Source organism: Pseudomonas sp. USHLN015, from assembly GCF_037153275.1.
Classification (GTDB): domain Bacteria; phylum Pseudomonadota; class Gammaproteobacteria; order Pseudomonadales; family Pseudomonadaceae; genus Metapseudomonas; species Metapseudomonas tohonis.
In genome coordinates this window covers 117,914-141,005 of the sequence record NZ_JBBCKP010000003.1, presented here as the reverse complement: position 1 = coordinate 141,005, position 23,092 = coordinate 117,914, and the positions used below count along the sequence as shown (strand labels likewise).

Annotated in this window: 21 protein-coding genes; 8 read left to right on the top strand and 13 right to left on the bottom strand. The window is 69.1% G+C overall.

What is annotated here, in order from left to right:
* Window positions 1–100 precede the first annotated feature (100 nt).
* Window positions 101–2,059 carry a UvrD-helicase domain-containing protein gene (locus tag WFQ67_RS06830; protein WP_337056450.1) on the bottom strand — a complete coding sequence of 653 codons (1,959 nt, stop codon included), beginning with the start codon at window positions 2,057–2,059 and terminating at the stop codon, window positions 101–103.
* Between the two features lie 231 nt (window positions 2,060–2,290).
* Here WFQ67_RS06830 and WFQ67_RS06825 point away from each other — a divergent pair, with 231 nt between their 5' ends.
* Window positions 2,291–2,761, top strand: a complete 471-nt coding sequence (locus WFQ67_RS06825) for a hypothetical protein (protein ID WP_337056449.1) — start codon at window positions 2,291–2,293, stop codon at window positions 2,759–2,761.
* Window positions 2,762–2,764: 3 nt separating this feature from the next.
* On the opposite strand, the gene WFQ67_RS06820 is transcribed toward WFQ67_RS06825, so the two are convergent.
* The 3 genes from WFQ67_RS06820 to WFQ67_RS06810 form a co-directional block, all read right to left on the bottom strand.
* Complete coding sequence (locus WFQ67_RS06820; protein ID WP_337056448.1) at window positions 2,765–3,532, bottom strand: alpha/beta hydrolase; 768 nt, start codon at window positions 3,530–3,532, stop codon at window positions 2,765–2,767.
* A 56-nt stretch (window positions 3,533–3,588) separates the two neighbouring features.
* Window positions 3,589–5,742, bottom strand: coding sequence for a TonB-dependent copper receptor (locus tag WFQ67_RS06815; RefSeq protein WP_442969578.1), 2,154 nt, complete (start codon window positions 5,740–5,742; stop codon window positions 3,589–3,591).
* Between the two features lie 97 nt (window positions 5,743–5,839).
* The gene (locus tag WFQ67_RS06810) at window positions 5,840–6,223 is read right to left on the bottom strand and encodes a DUF2946 domain-containing protein (RefSeq protein ID WP_337056446.1); all 384 of its coding nucleotides are present in this window, start codon (window positions 6,221–6,223) and stop codon (window positions 5,840–5,842) included.
* A 178-nt stretch (window positions 6,224–6,401) separates the two neighbouring features.
* On the opposite strand from WFQ67_RS06810, the gene WFQ67_RS06805 reads away from it, so the two are divergent.
* Complete coding sequence (locus WFQ67_RS06805) at window positions 6,402–7,403, top strand: diaminopimelate epimerase (protein ID WP_337056445.1); 1,002 nt, start codon at window positions 6,402–6,404, stop codon at window positions 7,401–7,403.
* An 8-nt stretch (window positions 7,404–7,411) separates the two neighbouring features.
* Here WFQ67_RS06805 and WFQ67_RS06800 read toward each other — a convergent pair whose 3' ends face one another.
* Window positions 7,412–9,544 (bottom strand): acetyl-CoA hydrolase/transferase C-terminal domain-containing protein, encoded by a 2,133-nt coding sequence (locus tag WFQ67_RS06800; RefSeq protein WP_337056444.1) that lies wholly within the window; start codon window positions 9,542–9,544, stop codon window positions 7,412–7,414.
* 193 nt (window positions 9,545–9,737) lie between these two features.
* Between WFQ67_RS06800 and WFQ67_RS06795 the strand changes: the two genes are divergently transcribed.
* Window positions 9,738–10,196 (top strand): GNAT family N-acetyltransferase, encoded by a 459-nt coding sequence (locus WFQ67_RS06795; RefSeq protein ID WP_111260722.1) that lies wholly within the window; start codon window positions 9,738–9,740, stop codon window positions 10,194–10,196.
* Between the two features lie 21 nt (window positions 10,197–10,217).
* Here WFQ67_RS06795 and WFQ67_RS06790 read toward each other — a convergent pair whose 3' ends face one another.
* Window positions 10,218–11,810 (bottom strand): protein kinase, encoded by a 1,593-nt coding sequence (locus WFQ67_RS06790; RefSeq protein ID WP_337056443.1) that lies wholly within the window; start codon window positions 11,808–11,810, stop codon window positions 10,218–10,220.
* 152 nt (window positions 11,811–11,962) lie between these two features.
* Between WFQ67_RS06790 and WFQ67_RS06785 the strand changes: the two genes are divergently transcribed.
* The 5 genes from WFQ67_RS06785 to WFQ67_RS06765 all read left to right on the top strand — a co-directional run bounded on the left by WFQ67_RS06785 (window position 11,963) and on the right by WFQ67_RS06765 (window position 15,248).
* Window positions 11,963–12,628, top strand: coding sequence for a DedA family protein (locus WFQ67_RS06785; RefSeq protein ID WP_173180102.1), 666 nt, complete (start codon window positions 11,963–11,965; stop codon window positions 12,626–12,628).
* A 4-nt stretch (window positions 12,629–12,632) separates the two neighbouring features.
* Window positions 12,633–13,451, top strand: a complete 819-nt coding sequence (locus WFQ67_RS06780) for a zinc-dependent peptidase (RefSeq protein WP_213628322.1) — start codon at window positions 12,633–12,635, stop codon at window positions 13,449–13,451.
* 77 nt (window positions 13,452–13,528) lie between these two features.
* The gene (gene ppa / locus WFQ67_RS06775) at window positions 13,529–14,056 is read left to right on the top strand and encodes an inorganic diphosphatase (RefSeq protein ID WP_173180098.1); all 528 of its coding nucleotides are present in this window, start codon (window positions 13,529–13,531) and stop codon (window positions 14,054–14,056) included.
* A gap of 297 nt (window positions 14,057–14,353) precedes the next feature.
* Window positions 14,354–15,088, top strand: a complete 735-nt coding sequence (locus tag WFQ67_RS06770) for a zeta toxin family protein (protein WP_337056442.1) — start codon at window positions 14,354–14,356, stop codon at window positions 15,086–15,088.
* Window positions 15,075–15,248, top strand: coding sequence for a hypothetical protein (locus WFQ67_RS06765; protein ID WP_337056441.1), 174 nt, complete (start codon window positions 15,075–15,077; stop codon window positions 15,246–15,248). Before WFQ67_RS06770 ends, WFQ67_RS06765 begins: the two co-directional genes overlap by 14 nt.
* A 343-nt stretch (window positions 15,249–15,591) precedes the next feature.
* Here the strand turns inward: WFQ67_RS06765 and WFQ67_RS06760 are convergent, their stop codons facing one another.
* From WFQ67_RS06760 to WFQ67_RS06730, 7 genes are read right to left on the bottom strand one after another with little or no spacing between them, the layout of a single operon-like run.
* Entirely contained in the window at window positions 15,592–16,593 is a 1,002-nt protein-coding gene (locus tag WFQ67_RS06760; RefSeq protein WP_337056440.1) for a Rieske 2Fe-2S domain-containing protein, read from the bottom strand.
* A complete protein-coding gene (locus WFQ67_RS06755; protein ID WP_337056439.1) occupies window positions 16,590–17,726 on the bottom strand; it encodes a hypothetical protein in 1,137 nt (378 codons plus the stop codon). The genes WFQ67_RS06760 and WFQ67_RS06755 overlap by 4 nt, the downstream gene beginning before the upstream one ends.
* A complete protein-coding gene (locus WFQ67_RS06750; protein WP_337056438.1) occupies window positions 17,723–18,877 on the bottom strand; it encodes an ATP-grasp domain-containing protein in 1,155 nt (384 codons plus the stop codon). The genes WFQ67_RS06755 and WFQ67_RS06750 overlap by 4 nt, the downstream gene beginning before the upstream one ends.
* A complete protein-coding gene (locus WFQ67_RS06745; RefSeq protein WP_337056437.1) occupies window positions 18,865–20,223 on the bottom strand; it encodes a F390 synthetase-related protein in 1,359 nt (452 codons plus the stop codon). The genes WFQ67_RS06750 and WFQ67_RS06745 overlap by 13 nt, the downstream gene beginning before the upstream one ends.
* The gene (locus WFQ67_RS06740; protein WP_337056436.1) at window positions 20,213–21,067 is read right to left on the bottom strand and encodes an MBL fold metallo-hydrolase; all 855 of its coding nucleotides are present in this window, start codon (window positions 21,065–21,067) and stop codon (window positions 20,213–20,215) included. Before WFQ67_RS06740 ends, WFQ67_RS06745 begins: the two co-directional genes overlap by 11 nt.
* A complete protein-coding gene (locus WFQ67_RS06735; protein WP_337056435.1) occupies window positions 21,064–22,071 on the bottom strand; it encodes an NAD-dependent epimerase/dehydratase family protein in 1,008 nt (335 codons plus the stop codon). Before WFQ67_RS06735 ends, WFQ67_RS06740 begins: the two co-directional genes overlap by 4 nt.
* Window positions 22,072–23,091 (bottom strand): beta-ketoacyl-ACP synthase 3, encoded by a 1,020-nt coding sequence (locus WFQ67_RS06730; RefSeq protein WP_337056434.1) that lies wholly within the window; start codon window positions 23,089–23,091, stop codon window positions 22,072–22,074.
* Between the last annotated feature and the right edge of the window lies 1 nt (window position 23,092).

Sequence of the window (23,092 nt, the reverse complement as noted above, 5' to 3'; positions counted from 1 at the left end):
GGCGACTGAAGTCGCCCCTACAAAAGCCCCACACCCATGCGCGAGCATGAGCGCCGCCAGGCGCTTCGCGAGCAGAGCTCGCTCCTACAGGTTCAGCGGTTCAGCGGCCGCGCCCGGCCAGCACGGCAGTGGCGCCCTGGGCCCTGCGGCAGTACCAGATGACGCGACTGACGCCACGGGTGATGGCGACGTAGGCCAGGCGCAGGCTCTCGTCGCGCATGGCCTGGTCGTAGCTGTTGCGGAAGAAACCGCAGCGCGCATAGAGGGCATTGCGCAGCGGGTGCGCCTCGGTGGGCAGGCAGTCGTCGACGATCACCGCCACCTCCGCCTGCAGGCCCTTGGCGCGGTGGATGCTGTAGGCCTTCACCGGCAGCGCCGGGTCGAGCTGCGCCTGGATGCTGCGCAGCACCTCGTTGCGCCGGCCGAGCAGGAGCACGGCGGTACGCTCGCCGCTGCCCCGCTCCTCGACATGCCGGCACTGGGCCTGGATGTCGGCGATCAGGTCCGCCAGGCCGGCGGCCAGCTCGAAACCCTGCACCAGGCGCACGCCATCGTCCGGCTGGGCGAGCTTCACCGCACGACTGGTCTTCTCCTGCTTGAAGGCGACGCCGCCGAGCACCGCCTCGCCATCGCGCACCACCGCATCGATGGAGCGGTAGTTGGTTTCCAGCAGCAGCACCTTGCTCTTCTTCGCCTTGCCCTTGCCGGGGAAGTGTCGATCGAAGTCCATGAACAGTTCCGGGGAGCTGCCACGCCAGCCGTAGATGGACTGCCAGTCGTCGCCGATGGCCATCAGGCTCGGTGCCCGGCGCGAGCGCGCCAGCTGGCGGTGCACGGCCTGCAGCCACTGGACGATCTGCGGGGAGATGTCCTGGAACTCGTCGATCAGCAGGTGCGTCAGCGGCTCCAGCAGCGCGGCATCGACGCTGCCGGCCTCCAGGCGGCGAGTGAGTTCGGCGAAGGCGTCGTTGAAAGTCATCAGGCCACGCTCGCGCAGCAGCGCCTGGAAGCGCGCCCAGAAGGGTTGCAGGGCCTCGATGAAGAGCCGCTCCTGGGGCGGGCAGTTGAGCTTTTCCGGCTGCAGCGCCTCGAGGCGCAGGCCGATGCTTTCGATGAACCCGGCCTGGCCATGGAAGGCCTCGGGCAGCGGCAGCGCGGTCAGTTCGCCGGCCAGGCGCAGCGGGTCGCGGGGCGCCGTGCCGATGGTGCTGCCCTCCTCTTCCACGGGCTCCGGCAGCCCGAGCAGGCGATGCACCCGCTGGCGGAAGGAGGCATCGGCGGCGTAGCAGTCCTGGTAGGCCTCCTCCAGCAGGCGTTGCTGGGCCGGGCGCAGGCGGCCGGCGGCCAGGGGGTTGTCCGGTTCGGCACTGGGGTCGCGGTCGTCCAGCTGTTCGAACCAGGCGGGGTTGCCCAGGGCGGCCTTGGCCAGTACCCCCATGGCCGAGTGGAAGGTGCGCACGCATTGGCGTGCCTGGGCGGCGTCGAGGGGGAAATCCCAGAAGCCGAGCACCCGCTGCAACTGGTCGCGCAACTGCGCGCAGGAGGCGTTGGTGAAGGAGATGACGGTGAGCCTGCCAGGCTCGATGCCCAGGTGGCAGAGCATGAACACCACGCGCAGCACCAGGGTGGTGGACTTGCCGGAGCCGGCACCGGCGAAGATGCGGGTGACCGGCGCGCGGCCGAGGATCATCGCCCACTGTTCGTCCGAGGGCGCGGCAACCACGCCGGCGGCCACCGCCTCGGTGACCTTCTCGCGCATGGCCTCGGCCGCGCCGGCGCTCTGCCGCAGGATGCCGCCATAGATGCCGTTGTCGGGCGCTTGCGCGGTTGCCGCGACGGCCCCGCCCGGCTCCTTTGGCGCGGACTTCTTGCCGCTCGCACGACCCTTGGGGGTGCTGGTGGCGCCCTTGCGGCTGCGCCCGCGAGGCTTCTTCTGCGCCTGGGCGGCCATGGCCTGCGCGGCCTCGCGCTCTTCGCGCAGGTAGGCGGTGGTACGGGGGAAATAACGCGCCAGCGCTCCGGAGAGCAGCGACTTGTAGCGCTTGACGGCAGAGAACATCCGAATGGTCCGGGGAAAGCGAATAACGGGGCGCGATGATAAGGGCTTTGCCACCGCGGCGTCAGTTGCTGGCCCCTGGCCAACCGGCGGCAAGGCCTTGCCCCACGACGGCAAGGCGGCGCCGTGCCCACATCGGGACGCCGGGCTGGAAGCCCTCTGCAACGGGGCTTCTGCGTTTATGGCCCGATCCCTGCACCTAAGCCGCGCATCCTCTGCATCCAGGGAAAGGCCATGACCATCATCTCCAACAGCTCGCCGCTGGCCACCTACGTCGCCAGTGCCACCAAGCCGTCGACCGCCGGCACCAGCGGCTCCACGTCCGGCACCGAGGACAAGACACCGCAGAAGCCCGCCGACCCCATCGCCGAACTGCGCCAGTTCGCCGCCAACCTGGTGGCCCAGGGGCGCGGCGGGTTGATGAACGCCATGGCCGGCAACACCAGCAACGTGCTGAGCAACGCCAGCGCGGCGACCCGGGCCGGCCTCAACGGCGGCAACGGCGCGCAGATGCAGTTGCCGGACGTCTCGACCCTGGACCGCGACGACGCCGCCAAGATGCTGACCCAGGTGCAGAAGCTGCTCGACAAGGGCCTCGAAGGCGCCTTCTCCTTCGTCGGCGTGAATGGCGACAAGCAGACCAGCTCGCTGGAGACCTACCGCGACTGGCTGCAGGCCAAGGGCGGCATCAGCATCTACGCCTGAGCCTCAGCGCAGGGCCTCGCCCAGCAACGCCAGGTAGCGCGGGTGCAGGGAGATGTCGTTGTGGCCCGCGCCGGCCAGCACCTCCAGCCGCGCCATGCCAGGGGCGAAGGCCGCCGCCAGGCGCTCGCTGCTATCACGCGGGATCACCTGGTCGTCGCCAGCCAGCATCAGCAGCGTCGGCACCCGCAGCGCGCCGGCGACATCCGCCGAGCGGTAGCGATCCTTCAGCAGCCAGCGCACCGGTGCCCAGGGGAAGCGCCCGGCGGCGACGTTCTCGATGCTGTCGTAGGGCGTGATCAGCACCAGCCGGCTCACCGGCCGCTGGCTGGCCAGCTGCACGGCGACCCCGGAAGCCAGGCTGCGCCCCACTACCGCCACGCGCGGATGCTCGGCGTGGATATGGTCGAACAGCCGCTGCGCGTCATGCAGGATCAGCGCCTCGCCGGGCTCGCCGGAACTGCCGCCGTAACCGGGGTAGTGCATGAGGTAGAGCGCGTGGTCGGGGAAAGCCCCGGCCAGTTGCTCCAGATTCATCGACACGTCCTCGGCGTTGCCGCCGAAATACAGCAGCGCGTCGGCACCCGGGCGCGGGCGCACGGTGACCACCAGGCGCCCCTCGGCCACCGGCAGCTCCAGGGTGCTTTCCGGCGCCTGCACGGCACGGGGCTGGGGGAAGTAGAGCAACGCCCGCTGGAACACGAAGAGCGCGGCGCAAAGCGCCAGGTAGAGCAGGACGGCAACGAGGGTGGTCCAGAGCAGGGCGCGCGGCATGGCTGATTTCCCGTGGAAGGAAGGCCCCCGCGCCGGGCGCGGGGGCGCTCAGCCTATCAGAAGCTGAAGTCCACCTTGGTCCACAGGGTTCGGCCGGGCTCCTTGATCGCATCGGGCTCGGCGGGGAAGCCGAAGCCGGCGTCGCCCGCGAGGTTGAGGTGCTCGGCATAGGCCTTGTCGAAGAGGTTGTCGACCCCGGCGCTGAGCTTGATGTCGCGGCTCAGGCGGTAGGCACCGTTGAGGGAGAAGACCGCGAAGCCGCCGCTCTTGCCGAAGTCCTGCCCCACCACGTTGCCCTGGCCTTCGGCCACGCGGTTCTGCGCGGCGGCCACGCGCCACAGGGCGCCGGCACTCCAGTCATCACGCTCGTAGGTCAGGCCCAGGCGAGCCTCCAGCGGCGGCATCTGCGGCAGCGCGCGGCCGTCGGAGCTGTTCTTGCCCCAGGCGTAGGCCAGGGTGGCGTCGGTCTTCCAGTTGCCATCCAGGCGGTAGGCCGCGCCCAGTTCGCCGCCCATGATGCGCGCGTCGATGTTCTCGGCCCGCGAGGTGTCGCCCATCATCCCCGGGGTGTAGGTGAAGAGGATGTAGTCGCGCACCTGGCCGACGTAGCCGGACGCCCAGGCCTCCAGGTCGCCCTCGCTGTACTGCACGCCGAAGTCGAGCTGGGTGGTCTTCTCCGGCTTCACGCCATCGAAGGCATTGCGCGATCCGGTCGGGCCCTGGTTGGGCGAGTACAGCTCCCAGTAGTCGGGGAAGCGCTGCACGTGGCCGAGGCCGGCATAGACGGTGGTGGCGCTGTCCAGGTCGTGCTCGTAACGCGCGAAGCCGCTGGGCAGGGTGTCGGCGCGGGTCTCGCCGAAGGTCGGGTTGGCCATGCCCATCATGCCCAGGGTGCGGCGGTAGTCCTTGGCGTCGGAGCGATCGAGGCGCGCCCCGGCCACCAGGCGGTCGCCCTCTTCCACGTACCAGGTCAGCTCGCCGAAGGCGCCGTAGCTGTGCATCAGCGCGTCACGGGTACGGGGGAACTGGTCGGCGTCGGTGAAGGTGCCGGTCATCATCGAGTAGCGCGAGGCGCGCTTGCGGTGTTCGCTGCGCATGGCGTCGAGGCCGGCCACCAGTTCCACGTCGGTCCATTTGAAGGTGGCGGCCAGGCGCGCGCCGAGGGTGCGGCGGTCCACCTGCGAGGCCATCGGCATGGGCATCGAGCTGGTGGGGTCGGGGTTGCGCAGGCGGAAGTTGTCCATCACGTGGTCGGCGTAGTTGTAGTAGACCTGCGCCTCCAGCTTGTCGAGCACACCGCCCAGGTTGCTGCGCTCGAAGCGCAGGCCGAGGCTTTCCCGCAGGAACTGGCTGCCGTCCATGCCGCGCCCGGCGTAGCGGGACTCGCCGTTGCCACGGCCGGCGGAGAGCTCGATGAGGGTGTCGGCGTCCGGGGTCCAGCCGATGGCCACATCGCCGTTCCACTTGTCCCAGCGCGAGGGCACGGTGTCGCCGTTGCCGTCCTCGTAGTCGTCGGACTGGGAGTGGTTGCCGGTGGCGCGCAGGTAGCCGGTCTCGTTGCCCACGGCGCCATCCAGCACGCGGTCGAAGCGGCCATTGGAGCCGGCCAGCAGGCTGGCATGGAGGCGGCTGCCGAGTTCGCCGAAGCGCTCAGGCTCGCGCTCGAAGAGCACGGTGCCGGCGGAGGCGCCGGGGCCCCAGAGCACGGTCTGCGGGCCCTTGATCACGGTGAGCTTGTCGAAGGTCTCGGGGGAGATGTAGGAGCTCGGCGCGTCCATCCGCCCCGGGCAGGCGCCGAGCATCAGGCCGCCGTTAGTGCGCAGGTTGAGGCGCGAGCCGAACATCCCGCGCAGCACCGGGTCGCCGTTGGTGCCGCCGTTGCGGATGGCGGCGAAGCCGGGAATGGTCTTCAGGTAGTCGGTGCCGTCGCTGGCGGGCACCGGCTGGCGGGCCTGTTTCGGGTCGGTGACGATGGTCAGCGGCGAGCTCTGCTGCACGGCGGTGATGACGGTCGCGCTGACCTCGATCACGTCGGAGGCGGGCACGACGGGTGCCACGGGCGGCTCGTGCTCGTGTTCGTGGGCGACGGCGCCCGCGGCGAAGGCGAGGCCGGCGGCCAGGGCGAAGGCGTGGCGCCAGCGCAGGCGGGCGGCATCGGGCTGGAAGGCGAAACGGGTGGTGCGGTTGGCAGGCAGGTGCATCGTGTTCATTCCATGATCTGAAATCGGTGGCCACGTCGCGGTCGGCGCGACGGGCAAGTCGGGTCGGCGGCGTCACCAGGACGGCCGCAGGCTCAGGCGTGTGAATTCAGATGCAGGGAGAGGCGCGGGGGTTGGCCGAGGGCCAGCAATGGCGGGGCGGCGTGCGCGGCCGGCTTTCCCGTGCCGGGCGCGGGGCGCTGCGGCGGCGCTGGAGCCAGAACAGGCCGAGGAAGAACAGGATGCCGAGGGTGACGGCGTTGCCCATCGGGCAGTTGAAGCCGGCGCTGGAGAGCTGCGCGGGCGAGCCGGGCTGGTCACCGTCGATGGATGGACCGTCGCTGCCGGTGGCCGAGCAGAAGGCACCGCCGAGGCCGCTGAGTTCGAGGCCCATCGCCTGGCCGTGATGAATCCCGCAGGCGAGCAGGTTGAACAGGACGCAGGCGTACAGCATCCAGGCGATCAACGAGCGGTCGTGGCGGGTGGTTTTCATGGGCGGCGACTCTAGCACCGAAAATTCTCGACGAGAAAGCCGGTCCTTGTGGTGGATTGCCGCAGGCCGCAGGGCGCATCGACGTCAGACTGAACCCCGGGATGGCCTTGCGAATCACTTGGCGGCGGAGCGGGCAGTCCCGGTAGAGTCGCAGCACCGAATCGCGCCGAGAACCTTCATGTCCCGCCTCTACGATGCACGCGGCAACCGCTATGTCGTCACCACGCCCGATGCGCTGCGCCGCCTGGGCATCGCCATCCCGCAGGAAGCCGCCGACGCGGCGCAGGCCCGCGAGAAATGGAGCGCCACGGCCATCGAGGCCCTGTGCGGCTGGCCCGACGGCATGCGTCCGGAAGGCGCCAAGGGCCATCGCTCGGACGGGCTGCTGGTCGGCCCCTTCGGCAACGCCTCGCCCTGGGACCTGCTCATCGTCAACACCGACGGCAGCCTGACCGAACGCAGCGGCAACGGCATGACCCTCTTCGCCCAGGCCCTGCTCGACGACGGCCACGTCGCGCCCGGCCAGGCCTTCGTCCTGCATGTACACCACGACAAGCCCGGCGGCGGCTCGCCGGTGGTCACGCCGATCGAGCCCGCCGAGCGCGACGGGCGCCCGGGATTCTGGTTGCAGATGGGCGCACCGGGATTCGGTCCCGAGGCAGTGGGGGCCGGTGGCGAACACCTGGCCGCCGCCGATTTCCACGGCCGCCCCCTGAACCGCGTCGACGCCCTGGCGCAGGTGAACGCCGGGTGGTGCCGCAGCCAGTTCGTGCGCATCGGCAATCCCCACTGCGTGACCCTGCTGGACGAGCCCGCCGCGCTGCCGGCCATGCCCTGGCTACGCGCCGCCGACACCCACGCGGCGCTGGAGCGCATCGCCTATGCCGCGCCCCTCGGCGCAGGCGATCCCTGCCCCGCCGGGGTCAACCTGCAATGGGCGGCGCGGGCGGCGGATGGCGCCCTCGAGGCCCGGGTGTTCGAGCGCGGCGAAGGGGCGACCGAGTCTTCCGGCAGCAGCGCCTGCGCGGTGGCCTGCGCCGCCTGGAAGGCCGGGCTGGTGGCGGCCGGCGAGGTGCGCGTGCGCATGCCCGGCGGCACCGCGCCGCTGCGCCTGGAGCAGCAGGGCGACGCCCTGGTGGGCGTCTGGCTGTTCGGCGTGGGCGCGCGCCTGGAGGGTTGAGGCAGGGCTCAGTTCGGCGCCGTGGCCTTGAGCCCGGCCAGCACCAGCTTCTGGTAGAGCTGCTCGCGCAGGCCGCTGGGCGCGTGCAGGTCCATGCGCTGCAAGTGGCGGGTGTAGTCCGCAGGCTCCGGCAGGTCGAACAGGGTGGCCATGCCCAGTTCGAGGATTTCGCTGAGCTTGAGCTTGCTCTTCAACCAGCGCAGGGCCCGCAACAGGTCCTGTTCCTCAGGGGTGAAATCACAGCCCAGCGGGTATTCGGCGAACAACCTTGGATGCTCGGCCTGCAGCGCAAGCAGGCGCCAGGGCGTGTTCTGCCGGTAGCGGGGGTCGAGGACGAAATCGGCGGGCAACTTGCCGGCCTTCTGCGCCTCGGCGATCAGGCCGTCCTGAAAGCGCGAATCGGCGATGCGCAGCAGCGCTCCGATCACCTCGGCGTCGTTCTTGCCGCGCAGGTCGGCGATGCCGTACTCGGTCACCACCAGGTCGCGCAGGTGCCGGGGAATGGTGGCGTGGCCGTACTCCCAGACGATGTTGGAGCTGGCCTCGCCGCCGGACTCGCGCCAGCTGCGCAGCATCAGGATCGAGCGTGCGCCGTCCAGCTCGTGGGCCTGGGCGACGAAGTCGTACTGCCCGCCGACGCCACTGAGCACGCGGCCATCCTCCAGCTGGTCGGCAGCGCTGGCGCCCAGCAGGGTGATGGTGAAGCAACTGTTGACGAAGCGCGCATCGCGACGCTGCAGGCGCTTGAGCTCCTCGTCGCCATGCAGGCGGTTGACGTAGCTGATGGCGGTCATGGCGATGCGTGACAGCGGCCCTTCGCCCAGCTCGCGCAGGCGCTGGTAGAAGGCCTCGGGGCCGAGGAAGAAACCGCCGTGGATCAGCACACCGCCCCGCGCCTGGCCGAGCTGCTCGACCAGGGCGGCGCGGGTGGCGGCGTCGTCGAGCGTGGCGCTGAGCCGGCGACCATCGGCCAGCAGCAGGTGGTCGCCGTCCAGGCGCACGCCCTCATCGAGCAGGCCGTGGCGCTGCAGCCAGGCGAGGCCATCGGCGTCTAGCACGCGCGGCAGTTCATCGAACAACGCGTCGAGGTCGGTCGGCGTGCCCTGGGGGTCCAGTGCGCCGGCGTTGGCCAGGCGCTGCAGGCGCACATCGGGGTACACGGGGCGGCGCAGCACCCCGGCCTCCAGCAGCACCAGCAGGCCCAGCAGGAACATCTCGCTGTTGGCGTAGAGCCCCTGGGCGAACGGCGCCAGGCCGCCTTCGCGCTCCACCAGGCCGCCCCAGCGCTGCGGGACTTCGAGGGCATCGAGCACGGCGCGGTAACCGGCGTTGTCGCCCTGGCGCGCCACCAGCGCGGCGGCCAGGCCGTCGGCCATGGCGCCGATGCCCACCTGCAGCGTGCCGCCGTCGCGCACCAGGGCGCTGGCGTGCAGGCCGATGGCGTGGTCCTGCAGGCTCACCGGCAGGTTGGGGGTGGAAAACAGGGTGCTGCGCTCGGGTGCCTCCAGCACCAGGTCGAACTCGCCGGCGTCGAGCTCGGCGTCGCCCGGCATATAAGGAAGCGCCTCGTGCACCTGGGCGATGGCGAGGATGGTCTCGCCCGCCGCGCGACGACGGCGCAGGCGCGGCAGCAGGTCGAGGGTGATGTCGGGGTTGCAGCTCAGGCTGAAGCGCCCGGGGCTCTGCGGCCGCGCGGCGACCATCTGCGCCACCAGGTTCAGGCCCTTGCGGTCCAGGTCACGGGCCACCTGGCTGTAGTTGAGGCTGACGTAGCTCTGCTGGGCCTGGGGATTGTCCAGCTGGCTGGCCGGCTGCAGGTAGAACTCCTCGACGCGGATGTGCGCCGGCAGCTCGCCGCAGCGCAGGTCGCTGAGGTAGTCGAGCTCGATGTAGTCGCCATAGAGGCGACGCAGGAAGGGGCCGGAGAAACGCTGCTCCAGTTCGCTGGCCGGCTGCGGCTTGGCCAGGGACAGCGCGGTGTAGATGATCAGCTGGCGCTCCGGCAGCGTCTTGATGCGCTGGTAGAGCGCGTTGACGAAGCGGTTGGGCTTGCCCAGCCCCAGGGGGATGCCGAGGCGGATGGGCCCCTCGATCCGGCGCAGCACTTCATCCACGGCCTGTTCCAGCGAGCAGTTGGGCACCTGTCCTCTCCCTTGGGCATCGACGATGCAGGCTTGGACCGGCCCGGCCGCGCTTTTGCTCAACCCATGACGCGGTGTGATTCAAACGCTCGCTTGGATTGCGCTTTCCAGGATTTTTCAGGCAGCATCGACCGGGTACTGGCATAGCACCTGCATTCCTACCAGCCCCAACCACCAACGCCGAGGCCTACCCATGCGCATCGTCCAAGCCACCCTGGAGCACCTGGACCTGCTGAACCCGCTGTTCGTCAAATACCGCGAGTTCTACGGCGAACTGCCCTTCCCCGACTCCTCGCGCAAGTTCCTCGAGAAGCGCCTGAGCCGCAAGGAATCGATCATCTACCTGGCCCTGGCCGACGATGACGACACCAAGATCCTGGGCTTCTGCCAGCTCTACCCGAGCTTCTCCTCCCTGTCGCTGAAGCGCGTGTGGATCCTCAACGACATCTATGTCGCCGAGGACGCCCGTCGCCAGCTGGTAGCCGACCGCCTGCTGCAGACCGCGAAGAAGATGGCCAAGGAAACCAACGCCGTGCGCATGCGCGTCTCCACCAGCGCGGGCAACGAAGTGGCGAAGAAGGTCTACGAGTCCATCGGCTTCCGCGAGGACAGCGAGTTCGTCAACTACATCCTGCCGATCCACGAAGACTGATCCACCCGCCCGGGGCGCCGGTCAGGCGCCCAGGCCCAGCCACAGGCCGATGACCAGCGGCACCGCCAGCAGCCCGGCCAGGGCCAGGCGCCGGTGCCGTGGCCAGGCCCCTTCGACGGGCCGCGCACGCGCCAGCTGCAGGGGCCGCTCCAGGGCCATCTGGAACTCCGACAACGCCTCGAAACGGGCCCGCGCCTGGGGCGCCAGCGCCCGTGCCAGCACACCATCCCAGCCCGTCGGCAACTGCGCGTTGAAACTCGCCAGCGGCACGTAGCGGCTCGCCTGCCCGCCTTCGGGGCGCGCCACCTCGGGCCACTGCCCGCTGAGCAGCCAGTAGCACAGCGCGGCGAGGGCGAACTGGTCCGCCGTGCCATCCACCGCACGCCCGTGGCGCAGCTCGGGTGCCAGGGGCACGGCCTGGGCCGGCGCCGCCTGGCGCGCGACACCGGGGAGGATGGCCGCGTACTCGGGCAACAGCAGCAGGCGTCCCGCGTCGCTGACCAGGATCTGCCGCGGGCTCAGCCACAATCCTTGCATGCCCCGGCGCTGCAGGGCACGCACCGCCTCGATCAGCTGCCCCAGCAGGGCCATCAGGCTCTCTCCATCCAGGGGCCCGTGGGCCGCCATCCAGTCGGCGAGGCTGCGCATGCCGCGCGGCAACGGGGCGAACAGCAGGAAGGCGTGGCGCCGTGGGCGATGGGGCGAGATCACCTGGGGCAGGCTCGCCACCGGGCTGCGCCGCAGCACCCACTCGCGTTGCCAGAAGGCCTCGTCGGCGTCGCGCTCGGCCAGCCAGAGAAGCGCCTCCCGGCCCTCCTCGTCGAGCGCCTGGAACAGCCGCCCCGGCGGGCCGAAGGGACAGGCGGCCTGGAGCGTCCAGCCATCCACCTCGCCACCCGGCTCGGCGTGCCCGACCTTCGGCCAACTGCCCCCGGGCGCAGGGGGCGGCAGGCAATCGGCGGCGCCGGGCAGTAGCAGCGCCGCAGCCCCCGGGGCGCCTAGCAGGGGCTCCAGCAGGGCACCGAGGCCACCGGGAGCCAGGCTCATGCAGCCTTCGCGCAGGCGCTGCAGGTCGGCCACTTCCAGCAGCGGCTGGGGCGCCAGCAGCAACGGCTCGTGGGCGACCAGCGGCAGGCTGTGCTGCACCACCGCCAGCTCCGCCTGGGCACCGAGCACGCCTTCGCGCCCCACCAGGCCGTGCAGGCCGTCCCTGTGCAGGCGCAGCAGGCCGATGGCGCCGGCCTGGAGAAAGTGTGCCTGGCCATCCTGCAGCAACAACAGGCCGGCACTCAGCTCGGGGGCCGCCTCGCCCGCACTCCGGCGCTTGAACAGCTGCAGGTTGAGTGCCGCCAGCACCTGCCGCGCGGCCTGGGTCTCGCTCCAGCCGTCGGGCGTGCAGGCGTAGTCGGCGAACAGCGCATCGAGGTGATGCTCGAGCGTGCGCACCACATCGGGGCAGCGCCGTGCCCAGAGCAGGATCACCAGTAGCAGCGGCGAGCGCCCCTGACGACCGGCGACCCAGGTGGCCCGTGCGCGGGCGGCCTGCCCGGGCAGGTCCAGCCCATGGCCCTGGGCCAGGCTGATGGCGGGATGTTCCAGCAGTTGCAATGCCACGGCGCGCGCCTCCATCGGAAAACAATGGAAACAGTTGCAGCCTTTGTGCCGGAAAAGCCGACGACGGATGCTCGCCGCGCCCACCTGGCTTGCCCCTATAATGCCGCTCGCCCGGCCTCCGAGCCGCCGCCGCAGAACCGACAAGGCGCCCCATGGATTTCAATCTGATCGACCTGATCCTCCACCTCGACGAATACCTGAACCTGTTGGTCAGCAACTACGGAACCTGGATCTACGCCATCCTCTTCCTGGTCATCTTCTGTGAGACGGGCCTGGTGGTCATGCCCTTCCTGCCCGGCGACTCCCTGCTGTTCATCGCCGGCGCGGTGTGCGCCAACGGCGCCATGGACCCGGTCCTGCTGGGCGCCCTGCTGATGCTCGCGGCGATCCTCGGCGACAGCACCAACTACCTGATCGGGCGGACCACCGGCGAGCGGCTGTTCAACAAGCCGAACTCGAAGATCTTCCGCCGCGACTACCTGCAGCGCACCCACGAGTTCTACGACCGCCATGGCGGCAAGACCGTGACCCTGGCGCGCTTCCTGCCCATCGTGCGCACCTTCGCGCCCTTCGTCGCCGGCGTCGGCCGCATGCCCTACGCACGCTTCTTCGCCTTCAGTGCCTTCGGCACCGTGCTCTGGGTCGGCGGCCTGGTGACCCTCGGCTACTTCTTCGGCAACGTGCCCTTCATCAAGCAGAACCTGTCGGTGGGCGTGGTCGCCATCATCCTGCTGTCGCTGCTGCCCATGTTCATCAGCGTGCTGCACCGCCATCTGCGCCCGGCCGCCGCTCGCGACAACGCCGAGCGCCCGAGCTGAGCCCATGTGGTCCCTGCGCAACTGGCGCCGGCGCCGCACCCTGGCGCGCAACCCGGTCGACGACGCGCTCTGGGCCGAAGTCCGCCAGGCGCTGCCGATCCTCGACGGCATCACGGCCGAAGAAGACCGGCGCCTGCGCGAGCGCAGCGTGCTGTTCCTCCACGACAAGCACCTGACCCTGCTGGGCGGCGTGCAACTCGAGCCCCGCGACCGCCTCGTCCTCGCCGCCCAGGCCCAGCTGCCGCTGCTGCACCTGGCGGAGCTGGGCTGGTACCAGGGCTTCCACGAGCTGGTGATCTACCCCGACGACTTCCTCAGCCCCCAGCGCCACCGCGACAACGCCGGCGTCGTCCATGAGTGGGACGCCGAGCACAGCGGCGAGGCCTGGCATCGCGGCCCGGTGGTGCTGGCCTGGCCCGGCGTGCAGGCCAGCGGCGGCTGGGAGGGCTACAACCTGGTGATCCACGAGCTGGCCCACAAGCTGGACATGCTCAATGGCGACGCCAACGGCCTGCCGCCCCTGCACCGCGACATGCGCCAGTCGGACTGGGCCGAGGCCATGCAGGCCGCCTACGACCAGATGAACGCGGCCCTCGACGAAGACGAGGACGCCGAACTGCCCATCGACCCCTACGCGGCGGAAGACCCGGCCGAGTTCTTCGCCGTCACCAGCGAGTACTTCTTCAGCGCCCCCGACCTGCTGCAGGCCGCCTATCCCGCCGTCTACACGCAGCTCGCGGCCTTCTACCGGCAGGACCCGGGCGCGCGCCTGGCCCGCCTGATCGCCGAACACCCGGAGTATCGGGACACGACCAACGGATGAGCACGACGGCGTGGCGCCGCCCAATGAATGTGCATATAATCCGCCCACTTTTTTTGGCCCATTCCAGGGAGTCGACCATGAGCTACAGCAAGATCCCGGCTGGCAAAGACCTGCCGAACGACATCTACGTCGCGATCGAAATCCCGGCCAACCATGCGCCGATCAAATACGAAATCGACAAGGACAGCGACTGCCTGTTCGTCGACCGCTTCATGGCCACCCCGATGTTCTACCCGGCCAACTACGGCTACATCCCCAACACCCTGGCTGACGACGGCGACCCGCTGGACGTGCTGGTCGTGACCCCGTATCCCGTCGCCCCCGGCGCCGTGATCCGCGCCCGTCCGGTCGGCGTCCTGCACATGACCGACGAAGCCGGCGGCGACGCCAAGCTGATCGCCGTCCCCCATGACAAGCTGTCCCAGCTGTACGTGGACATCAAGGAATACACCGACCTGCCGGCCCTGCTGCTGGAACAGATCAAGCACTTCTTCGAGAACTACAAGGATCTCGAGAAGGGCAAGTGGGTCAAGGTCGAAGGCTGGGGCAACGCCGAAGCTGCCCGCGCCGAGATCACTAAAGCGGTTGCTGCTTACCAGAAGTGACTTGCGCAGGTTCTCTGCGGCAATGGCTGGTTACGGCCCGCGTCTTTCGAGAACCCTTCCACGGTAACTCCGTGGTAAAGACGATGTAAGAGAAAGCCCGGAGCAACTCCGGGCTTTCTCATTTCTCGCCCCTATGAATCTCTCTAAACCGTTTCCCAAGCCGCCGGGCCACAGCCCTGGCGTTGCAGGCCAGAAACCTGTGAGCCTGACATGGAACAGGCCGCCCTCCTCCTCTAGCCACGCCAAGTAGACTCGCGAGTGTCATGGACATTTACGCAGCTCACTAGGTGGCTTGATATGGACAGTGAAGAAAAGGCGATCCGGGATAACGCCATCGCCTTCGCCAAGGCGAACAAGAAGCAGATCACCCGACGCCTGACCAACCCTGAGATCTATCCCCCAGAAGACGACCCCGTTTCAGTATTCATGGCCGGTTCACCCGGAGCTGGGAAAACGGAAGCCTCGATAGCACTGGTCAACCTATTCGCCGACACCCCCATCCTTCGCATCGACCCCGATGAACTTCGAAGTGAATTCCAGGACTATGTCGGAGGCAATGCATGGTTGTTTCAGGCAGCTGTCTCGATCCTGGTCGATAGGATTCTGGATGCCGCACTGGAGCAGAAGCAGTCGATGCTGCTCGACGGAACGCTGGCGAATGAGGAGCTAGCGATCAAGAACATCAGCCGGGCGCTGAAGAGAAATCGCTTCGTTCAGATTCTCTACGTTTACCAAGACCCCATGCTTGCCTGGCAGTTCGTCCAGGCCAGGGAAGCAACGGAGGGGCGAAGAATACGGCCAGAGCACTTCATCAGTCAGTTTTTCGCAGCGCGTGACGTGGTAAACGCCGTTAAGCTAAAGTTCGGCAAGGAAATACGCGTCGATTTGCTAATGAAAAATAACGATAACTCAAGCCGGCTATACAAGGCTGGGGTAGAAAAAATCGACTACCACATCCCGCAACGACATACGAAGGCGATGCTCGAAGAGATGCTGGGGATCAACCATGGAGCACATGATGGGCGAGACTAAAACCGCAGCGGACAAAGCCAAGAAATCAACGAATGCATTCTCGGAATTCATCCGAAATGCCAAGTCAGACGAAAAGAAACGCGTCTATGCGACGGTGCTTTCAGAAGCGTCCAAGCAGCAGAATGAAGTGATTGCAGCTGCAAAGGCCAAGGCTCTTTGAGTGCCACGCAATGCCAGCAGCCCCGCCCTGTGCGGGGCTTTTGCATCATGACTGATCGGTTCTCCACGGGCCGAAACGCTGCCATCCCCTCTTGAAAGGCGTGACCAGGCGGCAAGTTTAGTCAACCAACCCCACGTCGAATCATTTGCTCCAGGGCAAGCAGGGAACTGGCGGCAGTAGTGCAGACTTGCTAAGATTCGCCCTCGCTCAAGTGCTAACCCCTTGATGCCTAAACGTTTCTAAAGGTGGTTGGGATTTACCAGAAGTAAACCCTGACACCCCCCTGAAAGCCGGCCACAAGCCGGCTTTTTTATTGCCTGGAAGAATCCCCGGACGCGCTTTCCTATAGCCAAACATTGAACCGTCGCTCCTCGAACACCAAGGGCTCACCGTGTTCGATCAACAACCGGATGCTCGGCCCGAGCAGGTCCTGCCGCCCATCCAGCGGGGTGGCGGGCAGATGCCCGAAGCGCTTCTGGTTGGCGCTGACCTGTTCGAGGATCTGCCGGTCCTGGCGCAGGATCACGCCGAACAGGCGGCGCAGCACCAGGCGCTTGAGCGCGGCGGGCAGCCAGCCGCGCGCCGTGGCGATGCGGGCGAACAGGCGCAGCCGACCATTGCCGACAGGCACGAGCCAGGCGCTGACCAAGAGGTTGAGCCCCCCCTTGCGGTCGCGGTATTCGATCTCCGCCAGACCCGGCAGGCGGAAGCGCCCCATGCTGATGCCGCGCTCGCCTTCGAACAGCCGCGAGATCAGCCCGGATTGCTTGCCCTCTTCGCTGTAGAGGGCCTCGACGCCATCGGCCAGCGCGCGGACCCGTGCCTTGATGCGCTGCCGTTGCCGGTCATGGCGGATCCAGCCGGCATGGACGAAGTGGGTGTGGAAGCCATCGAGGAAGTTCTCCGCCGCCTCCAGCAGCGAACACTCCACCTCGTCGGTGATCCAGAAGGTGTCGAGCGCCTGCCGCTGCTCGGCCGGCCCTGCGGGTGGAATGGCAGGCGCACCGCCCGGAGGGGAGACCCAGACCAGCCCGTGGGCTTCGCAACTGGGCAGGCGATCGATCAGCGGTCTATCGCAACGCTCGAGCTCGGTGCCGGGCACCCGGGTGCAGCGCCCGTCGGCGGCGAAGCGCCAGCCGTGGTAGGGGCATTCGATCTGGCCGTCACGGACCCTGCCGGCGCTCAGCGGGGCGAAGCGGTGCGGGCAGCGATCCGGCAGGGCGGCCGGCGTACCGTCCTCCGCGCGGAACAGCACCAGTGGCAGGTCGTGCAGCTGGCCGGCCAGGGGCCGTTCACCGAGGTCGCGGCTGAGCGCCACCGGCCACCATCGAACGGGTGTATTCATAGCTTCAGCTTCTTCATCAGGGGCACGGCGATGCCATGCAGCAGCCGGCTGAGCAGCGTCCACACCAGGCGCCGGGGCCAGCTCAGGTGGGCGACATGGATCAGGCTGTATTCGATCTCCGGCTGCCCGCCCCGCAGCCGCTTGAAGAGCGCGGCACCCGAGCTGAAGTTCAAGACCACCCTGCGCTCGACGGCCTCCTGCAGGCACAGGCGCGTCAGTTGCCGATAGAGCCCGGCGCGCTGGGGCAATGCGGTGTCGTAGCCGACGATCGGGGCGCTGATCAGCGTCGCGTTGGCGAACCAGCCCAGCGCACCGTCGATACGCCCCTCGGGGTTGCGCAGGGCTCGCAGTTCAAGCCATCCCTCGTCGCGCCCGCGCTTCAGCCACTGGGCGCTGTAGTGCGGGTTGAGCCGGCAGTACTTGTCCAGGTAGAGCAAGTTGTAGAGGTGCTCGATCCGCTGGAGATCGCCGTCGTCCAGCTGGCTGCCCGGCACCACTTCGTAGGGGCTGCGCCGCAGCAGCGTGGCATCCATCCGGGTGTTGTGGTGCCTGAGGAACGGCGCCTGCGCTCCTGCACGCCCGTCGAACAGATAGACCTGCCGGCTGGGGATGCTGAGGTAGCCGAGGGACTCCAGGCACAGGCGCATTTCCCGGTTGCTGAAGTCATTGAGCGAGCGGAAGCCGAACCCGCTGTCGGGGAAGGTTTCCCTGAGCAGGGCGGTGATCGCGGGCAGCTCGGCCGTCCCCCACTCGGCCGGGTAGAGATTCGTCGACAGCAGCCAGTTGTTGACCTGCACCAGCCTGTCGACCCTGGCCACGCGCAGCAGCAGGTCGACGCCCAGGGTCAGCAGTTGCAGCGGCCAGGTCAGCCAGGGCTTGCCGAGGCGCCTGATCTCCTCGCGGGCATAGCCGCTGTAGGCGGTGCGCGGGGACACCACATAGCAATTGCCATCCGGCTCGCCGCCGTCGGTGATGCTGACGGGGAACTGCTGGGTGCCCGTGTCGAGCAAGGCCAGCTCCGCACTGACATTGCCGATCAGGGTCATGCCGGCGCAGGCCTTCACGTACTTCCTGGCAAGGCTCTCGCCGGCAGCGGACTCGCCCGCTAGCTGTGCGGCGCTCAGCAACCTCATCGCGGCGCCTCGCCCAGCGGCTGGCCGTTCCATTCGATGTCCGCCGTGGAGGCGGCCAGCAGGCCGCAGCGCCGGGTCAGGGCGCGGACGATGATTTCCGACAGCCCCAGCAACTGCGTGACCAGCGGCCCGTAGTCGCCCTGCTGGACCACCACATCGCGAGCGGCGCCGTAGTCACGCCAGAACGGTGCACTGAACGCCCGCTGCGGCGCCGCCAGCAGCAGCACCGCCAGGGCCACCATGCGCGGCGCGGGGGTGGCTTGCAGCAGGTGCTCGGGCGCAGCCTCCAGGCTGGCCACCAGCTGCCGCCGCTGGTCGTCGAACAGGTGCACGCCGCTGGTTGCCCGGGGGTTGCACTCCAGCACATGGAAGCGCCCGGCCCGGTCCTCGATGAAGTCGAAGCCCACCTGGCCGGAGTACCCGGTTTCACGGCCGAAGCGTTCGAGGAACTCACGGATCGGTGGCGGCAGCTCGGGCTGGAAGTAGATCCCCGAGCCCCGGCCCACCCGGTAGCGCGGGTGATAGCAGCCGTGGGCACGCAGCTCGCCGTCCACCAGCAGGCTGAAGCTGCAGAGCTCGCGCCCCTCGATGAAGCGCTGCGCCACCCAGGGCGCCGACGCACTGGGCTGGACCTTGCCCAGTCGCTCGGCGCTGGGGCGGATCAGGGTCTGCGAGGCGAAGCGCGAATAGGCCGGCTTGAACACCCAGCGCGCCGCATCGGCGCTGAACGCCTGGAGTGCCTGGCCATCGGCCAACAGGTGGGTTTCGGGCGCACTCACCGACCAGCCCTGGGTCATGGCCGCGAAGCGCCCCTTGTGATGCAGGCGATGCAACAGGGCGAAGTCGCTGGTCAGCACCCGGCACAACGGCGCCAGCCGCTCCAGGCCATGGGACAGGTAGAACACCTCCTCGCAGGTCGGCAGCAGCAGGTCGATGCGTTGCGCCTGGATCACCTCCGCAAGCGCCTCGACCCAGGCCGCCGGGTCCTGCCGGGGCTCCGGCAGGCGCACGAAATGCCGCGCCGAACGGCTGAAGCGGCTGAGCGGCAGGCCCAGCGAGTCGGCCACGCTGACGGTCCAGCCGGCCTCGTCGAAGGCACGCGCCCATTCCAGGCAGGCCGGCGCGCGGGCGCCGAGAATCAGTACGTGCATGGCAGGCCCTCGGGCATCTCCAGGAGTTTCAGTCGGCGGCGCTTGGCCTCGGGTGGCGCCGGTTGCCAGTGCCCGAAACTCAGTGCCGGTGGTCGCACGCCCTGCTCGGCACACAGCGCATGAAGGCTGTCGCCGAGCGCCACGCAGGCGCCGTCGTGGTCGCCGGCGGCGCGCAGGTTGACCTGCCACGCCAGCCCACGCTGATGGATTTCGTACTCCTGCAGCGTCGCCCCGTGCATCAGCAGGGCGCGGCGCAGCACATCGGGGTAGAGCGCGAGCAGCTGGCGGCCTGCCAGGTCGGGCAGCCAGAGGATGTCGTCGGCGCGGCCTTCGATGGCGGCGATGGCCCGCTCGACGCGCCCGCACGCACAAGGCGCCGCTGCAACCCGCAGCACATCGTTGAGGCGGTAGCGCACGATCAACTGCGTGCGCCGGGAGAAGTCGGTGATGATCGGCTGGAACCGCGTGCGCCCGGCGTCCAGCCACTCCGGCTCGATGTGCAGGTGGCACTCGTTCAGGTGCAGGGTGCCGCGCTCGCAGGTGAAACCGAGAAAGCCTTCGCTGGCCTGGTAGATCTGCTGCGGCGCCACGCCGAACGTCGCACGCACGGCGTCGGCGTCCTCCGCTTCGAGCACCTCGGCAACCGAGAGGATATGGCTCGGGCGAATGCCCAGGCGGCCGGCCCGGGCCGCCTCGGCGAGCCCGCGCAGCACGGTGGCGGGGGCCACCAGCACATCGGGGGCGTGGGCATCGAGGCGTGCCAGCGATGCATCCAGCCCCAGGGTCAGGTCATAGAAGCCGAAGTCGATCCGGCGGCTGGAAAGCGTGGTGTACAGGCGGCTGTTGGCGCGCAGGAAGAAGGCGATCCGCAGGGGCGGCTGCCAGGGCTTGAGCAGGCGCGGCAGCAGGTGCCGGGGCAGGGTCTGCGCCAGCAGGATGCCGGCCCAGCGCTGGCGCTCCTCGCTGCTGACCAGGAACACCCCCTGGTTGCCCGAGGTGCCGCTCGACAGGCCGACGGTGATATCGCCCAGGGTCGGGCTGAAGTCCCGCGAGGCCTCGGCCTGCCGGGCGACCGGCAGCACCTGCTCCAGGGTCAGGCCCCGGGTATTGAAGCCGGCGAAATCCCCCATCAGCGTCGCCTTGTCCATCAGCGGCAGGCTGGCAAGGTCGGTGACCGCCTGCCCCTTGAAGCGCCCGGCCCGGGGCAGCACGTGCCGCAGGAAGTGCTTCAGTTGCCGGGCCTGCCAGGCCTCGAGGCGCTCGCGCCGGGTGAAGCGCAGGCGGTAGCGGCTGTGGATGAAACTCGCGACGCTGCGCAAGGCGCCGATGATGCGCTCAGCGCTCATCCTCGAACGCCTCCCAGGCCTGGGTGCAATGGGACGGCAGCACGGCGACGGCGGGCTCGTTGCGGATCAGCGCGCCCAGGCCTGCGTAGGTCTGGCAGTATTGCCGGGCGTCATGCCCGGCGAACCACAGGGCCGGTGGCGCCGGCAGCCGCCCGGCGCGGCAGGCGGGCACCGACCAGCAGGCGTCCGCCACCAGGAACACCGGGCGGCCCTGGGCATCGGGGATGAACAGGCCGAGCTGGCCCTCGCTGTGCCCCGGCAGCGGCACGCCCACCAGGCTGCCATCGCCCAGCAGGTCGAAGCCCCGGTCGAAGGGTTTCATCCAGTCCGGCAGCGCGCACGGCCGGCAATCATCGGCCAGGCGCACGCGGGCACCGAAGTCATCGGGCAGCAGCGCCGGCAGGTGGCCGCCCAGGGTCGCGCGCCAGCGCCGGCCACGCAGGCTCTCGATGTGCCGGCGGTCGGCGTCCAGGGCGATGAACGAGGCCTTGGGGAAGTCCCGCAGGCCGGCGACATGGTCGCTGTGGAAGTGCGAAACGATCACCGTGCGGATGTCGTCCGGGGTGATGCCCAGGGCCTTCAACTGCGCGTGCAAGTGTTCCTGCACCGGCAGCTCCACGGGCACCGCCTCGCGGAACAGGCGCTCGGGCAGTGCCTGGGTGGCCTTGAAGAAGTGCTCGGAATAACCGGTGTCATACAGCAGCCAGCCCTCGTCGGGATGGCGGATCAACCCGCACAGCGCCGGGAATTCGGTTTTCGCCCAGCGCCCGCCGCGATCGGCCATGCACTCCAGATGCCGACACCAACCGGCGCGCAGGATGTTGAGGCTGACGGTGCGGCTCATGGGCGTGCTCCTTGTTGCGCCAGCCACCACTGCGCGTGCTGGCGGATGCCTTCGTCCTGGGTGATCACCGGGCGATAGCCCAGTTCGTCATGGAGGGCTCGCAGGTCCAGGGTCTGGCTGAAGGCGAGCACACCGGCGCCATAGCGGGTGATCAGCGGTTCGCCACTGCCGCGCAGGCGCGCGCCGGCTTCCAGGCCCCGGGCGATGAGGTCCACCAGGGGCCAGGGCAGCCGGCGGGTGCGCAGCTCCAGCTGGAAGGCGGCGGCGACCTTGTGCAGCAGGTCCTCGAAGGCCAGCGGCGTGCCGTTGCTGACGTTGTAGGTGCACAGGGCCCTGGGCAGCGGCTGGTTGAGACCCAGCCAGACCGCCTGGACCAGGTTGTCGACGCAGGTCAGGTCCAGTTGTGCCCGACCGCCGCGCATCAGCGGGATCGGCCCGCGCTGCATGACCCTCAGCAGGCGCGGCATCAGCGTTCCGTCCCAGGGGCCGAACACCGCACGGGGCCGCATCATCACCGCTTCGGGCAGCCCGGCCTCGCGCACCCGCGCTTCGGCCAGGGCCTTGCTGCGGGCGTATTCGTTGACCGGCGCTGGCAATGGATCGCTCTCCCGCACCCCGAGGCGATCACGGAAGGCGAAGTACAGGCTGGGCGTGGAGATGTGCACCAGGCGCTTCACGCCGTTGGCCTCGCAGGCCTGCAGCACCTCCTCGGTGGACGCCACGTTGGCATCCGCGAACGCCCGGACCGAGCCCCAGGGCGAGGACAGCGCCGCGCAATGGACGATGGCCGTGCAGCCCTGGCTGGCCTCCCGCAGGGTGGCGGCGGCCGACGGCGAGCCGTGCTCCACCGGCACCCAGCGCAAGGGCCCGGGGCCGTGGTGGATGACCTCGGCCGCCGCTGCGGCGTTGCGGCCGCTGAAGACCACCTCGCAGCCTTCGGCCGCCAGGCGCCAGGCGATGTGCCGGCCGACGAAGCCGCTGCCTCCGGTAACCAGGATCTTCATCTAGTACTCCAGGACCATGCCGCCGAGGGAGAGGCCCGCGCCGGTGCCGATCAGGAGCAGGCGCTGCCCGCGCTGGATGCGGCCGTCGCGGATGGCGATATCCAGCGCCGTGGGCAGCGAGGCGGCGACCTGGTTGCCGTGCATGGCGAAGATGTCGATGACCTTGTCGCGCTTGAATCCCAGGCGCCGGGCCGCGTGCTGCATGGCGCGGTGGCTGGCCTGGTGGGGGATGACCCAGTCGATCTGCGCCTGGCTCAGCCCGGCCTGGTCGAGCAACTCGTCCTTCAGGGCCGGCAGGTGCTTGGCCGCGAGGCGGAACACGCCCTTGCCCTGCATCGCGAAGCTGGTCAGCGGCTCGAAGGGCACCTCGATGCGGCGCGGGTGATAGCGCGAGCCGCCGCCGGGTATCTCGCACAGGTGCGCACCTTCGGAATAGGTGCGCAGGCTGGAGGCAATGATCTTCGGCCCGCCGTCGCCGAGGCCCAGCACCACCGCGGCGGCACCGTCGCCGAAGATCCCGCACACCTCCACCTGCTGCCAGTCCAGCCCGCAGGAGGCGATGTCCGAGCACACCAGCAGGATGCGTCGATAGCGGCCGGCAACGAGGGGCCACGACAGGGTGTCCAGGGCGGCGAGAAAGCCCAGGCAACTGGCGTTGACATCCAGCGCCGGGATGCCCGACGGCCCCAACCCCAGTTCGAGGTGCAGCAGTGCGGCATTGCTCGGCATGCCCTGGTCCATGGTGCCGCTGGCGCAGGCGACCAGATCCACCTGGTGCGGCTCCAGGCCGGCCGCGGCCAGGGCGCGGCGAGCAGCCAGGGCACCGAGGCTGGCGGCGGTCTCCCGGGGGCCCGCGACATGGCGCTGGATGACGCCGCTGATGCGCGCCACGCTGCCGGCGCGCAGGCCCAGCCGGGTATCCAGCTCCGCGCTGGTGACTATGCGCCCGGGCACGGCGTGGCCGGAGCCAAGGATGGACACAGGCCTGGCGGGCAGGCGCAGGGACGATGAAATCTGCATT

What these genes read in the sequence shown, in the direction of transcription:
- WFQ67_RS06755 (WP_337056439.1), bottom strand. Translation starts at nt 17,726, where the DNA reads ATGAGGTTGCTGAGCGCCGCACAGCTAGCGGGCGAGTCCGCTGCCGGC.
- WFQ67_RS06825 (WP_337056449.1), top strand. Translation starts at nt 2,291, where the DNA reads ATGACCATCATCTCCAACAGCTCGCCGCTGGCCACCTACGTCGCCAGT.
- WFQ67_RS06785 (WP_173180102.1), top strand. Translation starts at nt 11,963, where the DNA reads ATGGATTTCAATCTGATCGACCTGATCCTCCACCTCGACGAATACCTG.
- WFQ67_RS06830 (WP_337056450.1), bottom strand. Translation starts at nt 2,059, where the DNA reads ATGTTCTCTGCCGTCAAGCGCTACAAGTCGCTGCTCTCCGGAGCGCTG.
- WFQ67_RS06730 (WP_337056434.1), bottom strand. Translation starts at nt 23,091, where the DNA reads ATGCAGATTTCATCGTCCCTGCGCCTGCCCGCCAGGCCTGTGTCCATC.
- WFQ67_RS06820 (WP_337056448.1), bottom strand. Translation starts at nt 3,532, where the DNA reads ATGCCGCGCGCCCTGCTCTGGACCACCCTCGTTGCCGTCCTGCTCTAC.
- ppa (WP_173180098.1), top strand. Translation starts at nt 13,529, where the DNA reads ATGAGCTACAGCAAGATCCCGGCTGGCAAAGACCTGCCGAACGACATC.
- WFQ67_RS06735 (WP_337056435.1), bottom strand. Translation starts at nt 22,071, where the DNA reads ATGAAGATCCTGGTTACCGGAGGCAGCGGCTTCGTCGGCCGGCACATC.
- WFQ67_RS06770 (WP_337056442.1), top strand. Translation starts at nt 14,354, where the DNA reads ATGGACAGTGAAGAAAAGGCGATCCGGGATAACGCCATCGCCTTCGCC.
- WFQ67_RS06815 (WP_442969578.1), bottom strand. Translation starts at nt 5,742, where the DNA reads ATGAACACGATGCACCTGCCTGCCAACCGCACCACCCGTTTCGCCTTC.
- WFQ67_RS06745 (WP_337056437.1), bottom strand. Translation starts at nt 20,223, where the DNA reads ATGAGCGCTGAGCGCATCATCGGCGCCTTGCGCAGCGTCGCGAGTTTC.
- WFQ67_RS06780 (WP_213628322.1), top strand. Translation starts at nt 12,633, where the DNA reads ATGTGGTCCCTGCGCAACTGGCGCCGGCGCCGCACCCTGGCGCGCAAC.
- WFQ67_RS06805 (WP_337056445.1), top strand. Translation starts at nt 6,402, where the DNA reads ATGTCCCGCCTCTACGATGCACGCGGCAACCGCTATGTCGTCACCACG.
- WFQ67_RS06750 (WP_337056438.1), bottom strand. Translation starts at nt 18,877, where the DNA reads ATGCACGTACTGATTCTCGGCGCCCGCGCGCCGGCCTGCCTGGAATGG.
- WFQ67_RS06760 (WP_337056440.1), bottom strand. Translation starts at nt 16,593, where the DNA reads ATGAATACACCCGTTCGATGGTGGCCGGTGGCGCTCAGCCGCGACCTC.
- WFQ67_RS06795 (WP_111260722.1), top strand. Translation starts at nt 9,738, where the DNA reads ATGCGCATCGTCCAAGCCACCCTGGAGCACCTGGACCTGCTGAACCCG.
- WFQ67_RS06740 (WP_337056436.1), bottom strand. Translation starts at nt 21,067, where the DNA reads ATGAGCCGCACCGTCAGCCTCAACATCCTGCGCGCCGGTTGGTGTCGG.
- WFQ67_RS06765 (WP_337056441.1), top strand. Translation starts at nt 15,075, where the DNA reads ATGGGCGAGACTAAAACCGCAGCGGACAAAGCCAAGAAATCAACGAAT.
- WFQ67_RS06810 (WP_337056446.1), bottom strand. Translation starts at nt 6,223, where the DNA reads ATGAAAACCACCCGCCACGACCGCTCGTTGATCGCCTGGATGCTGTAC.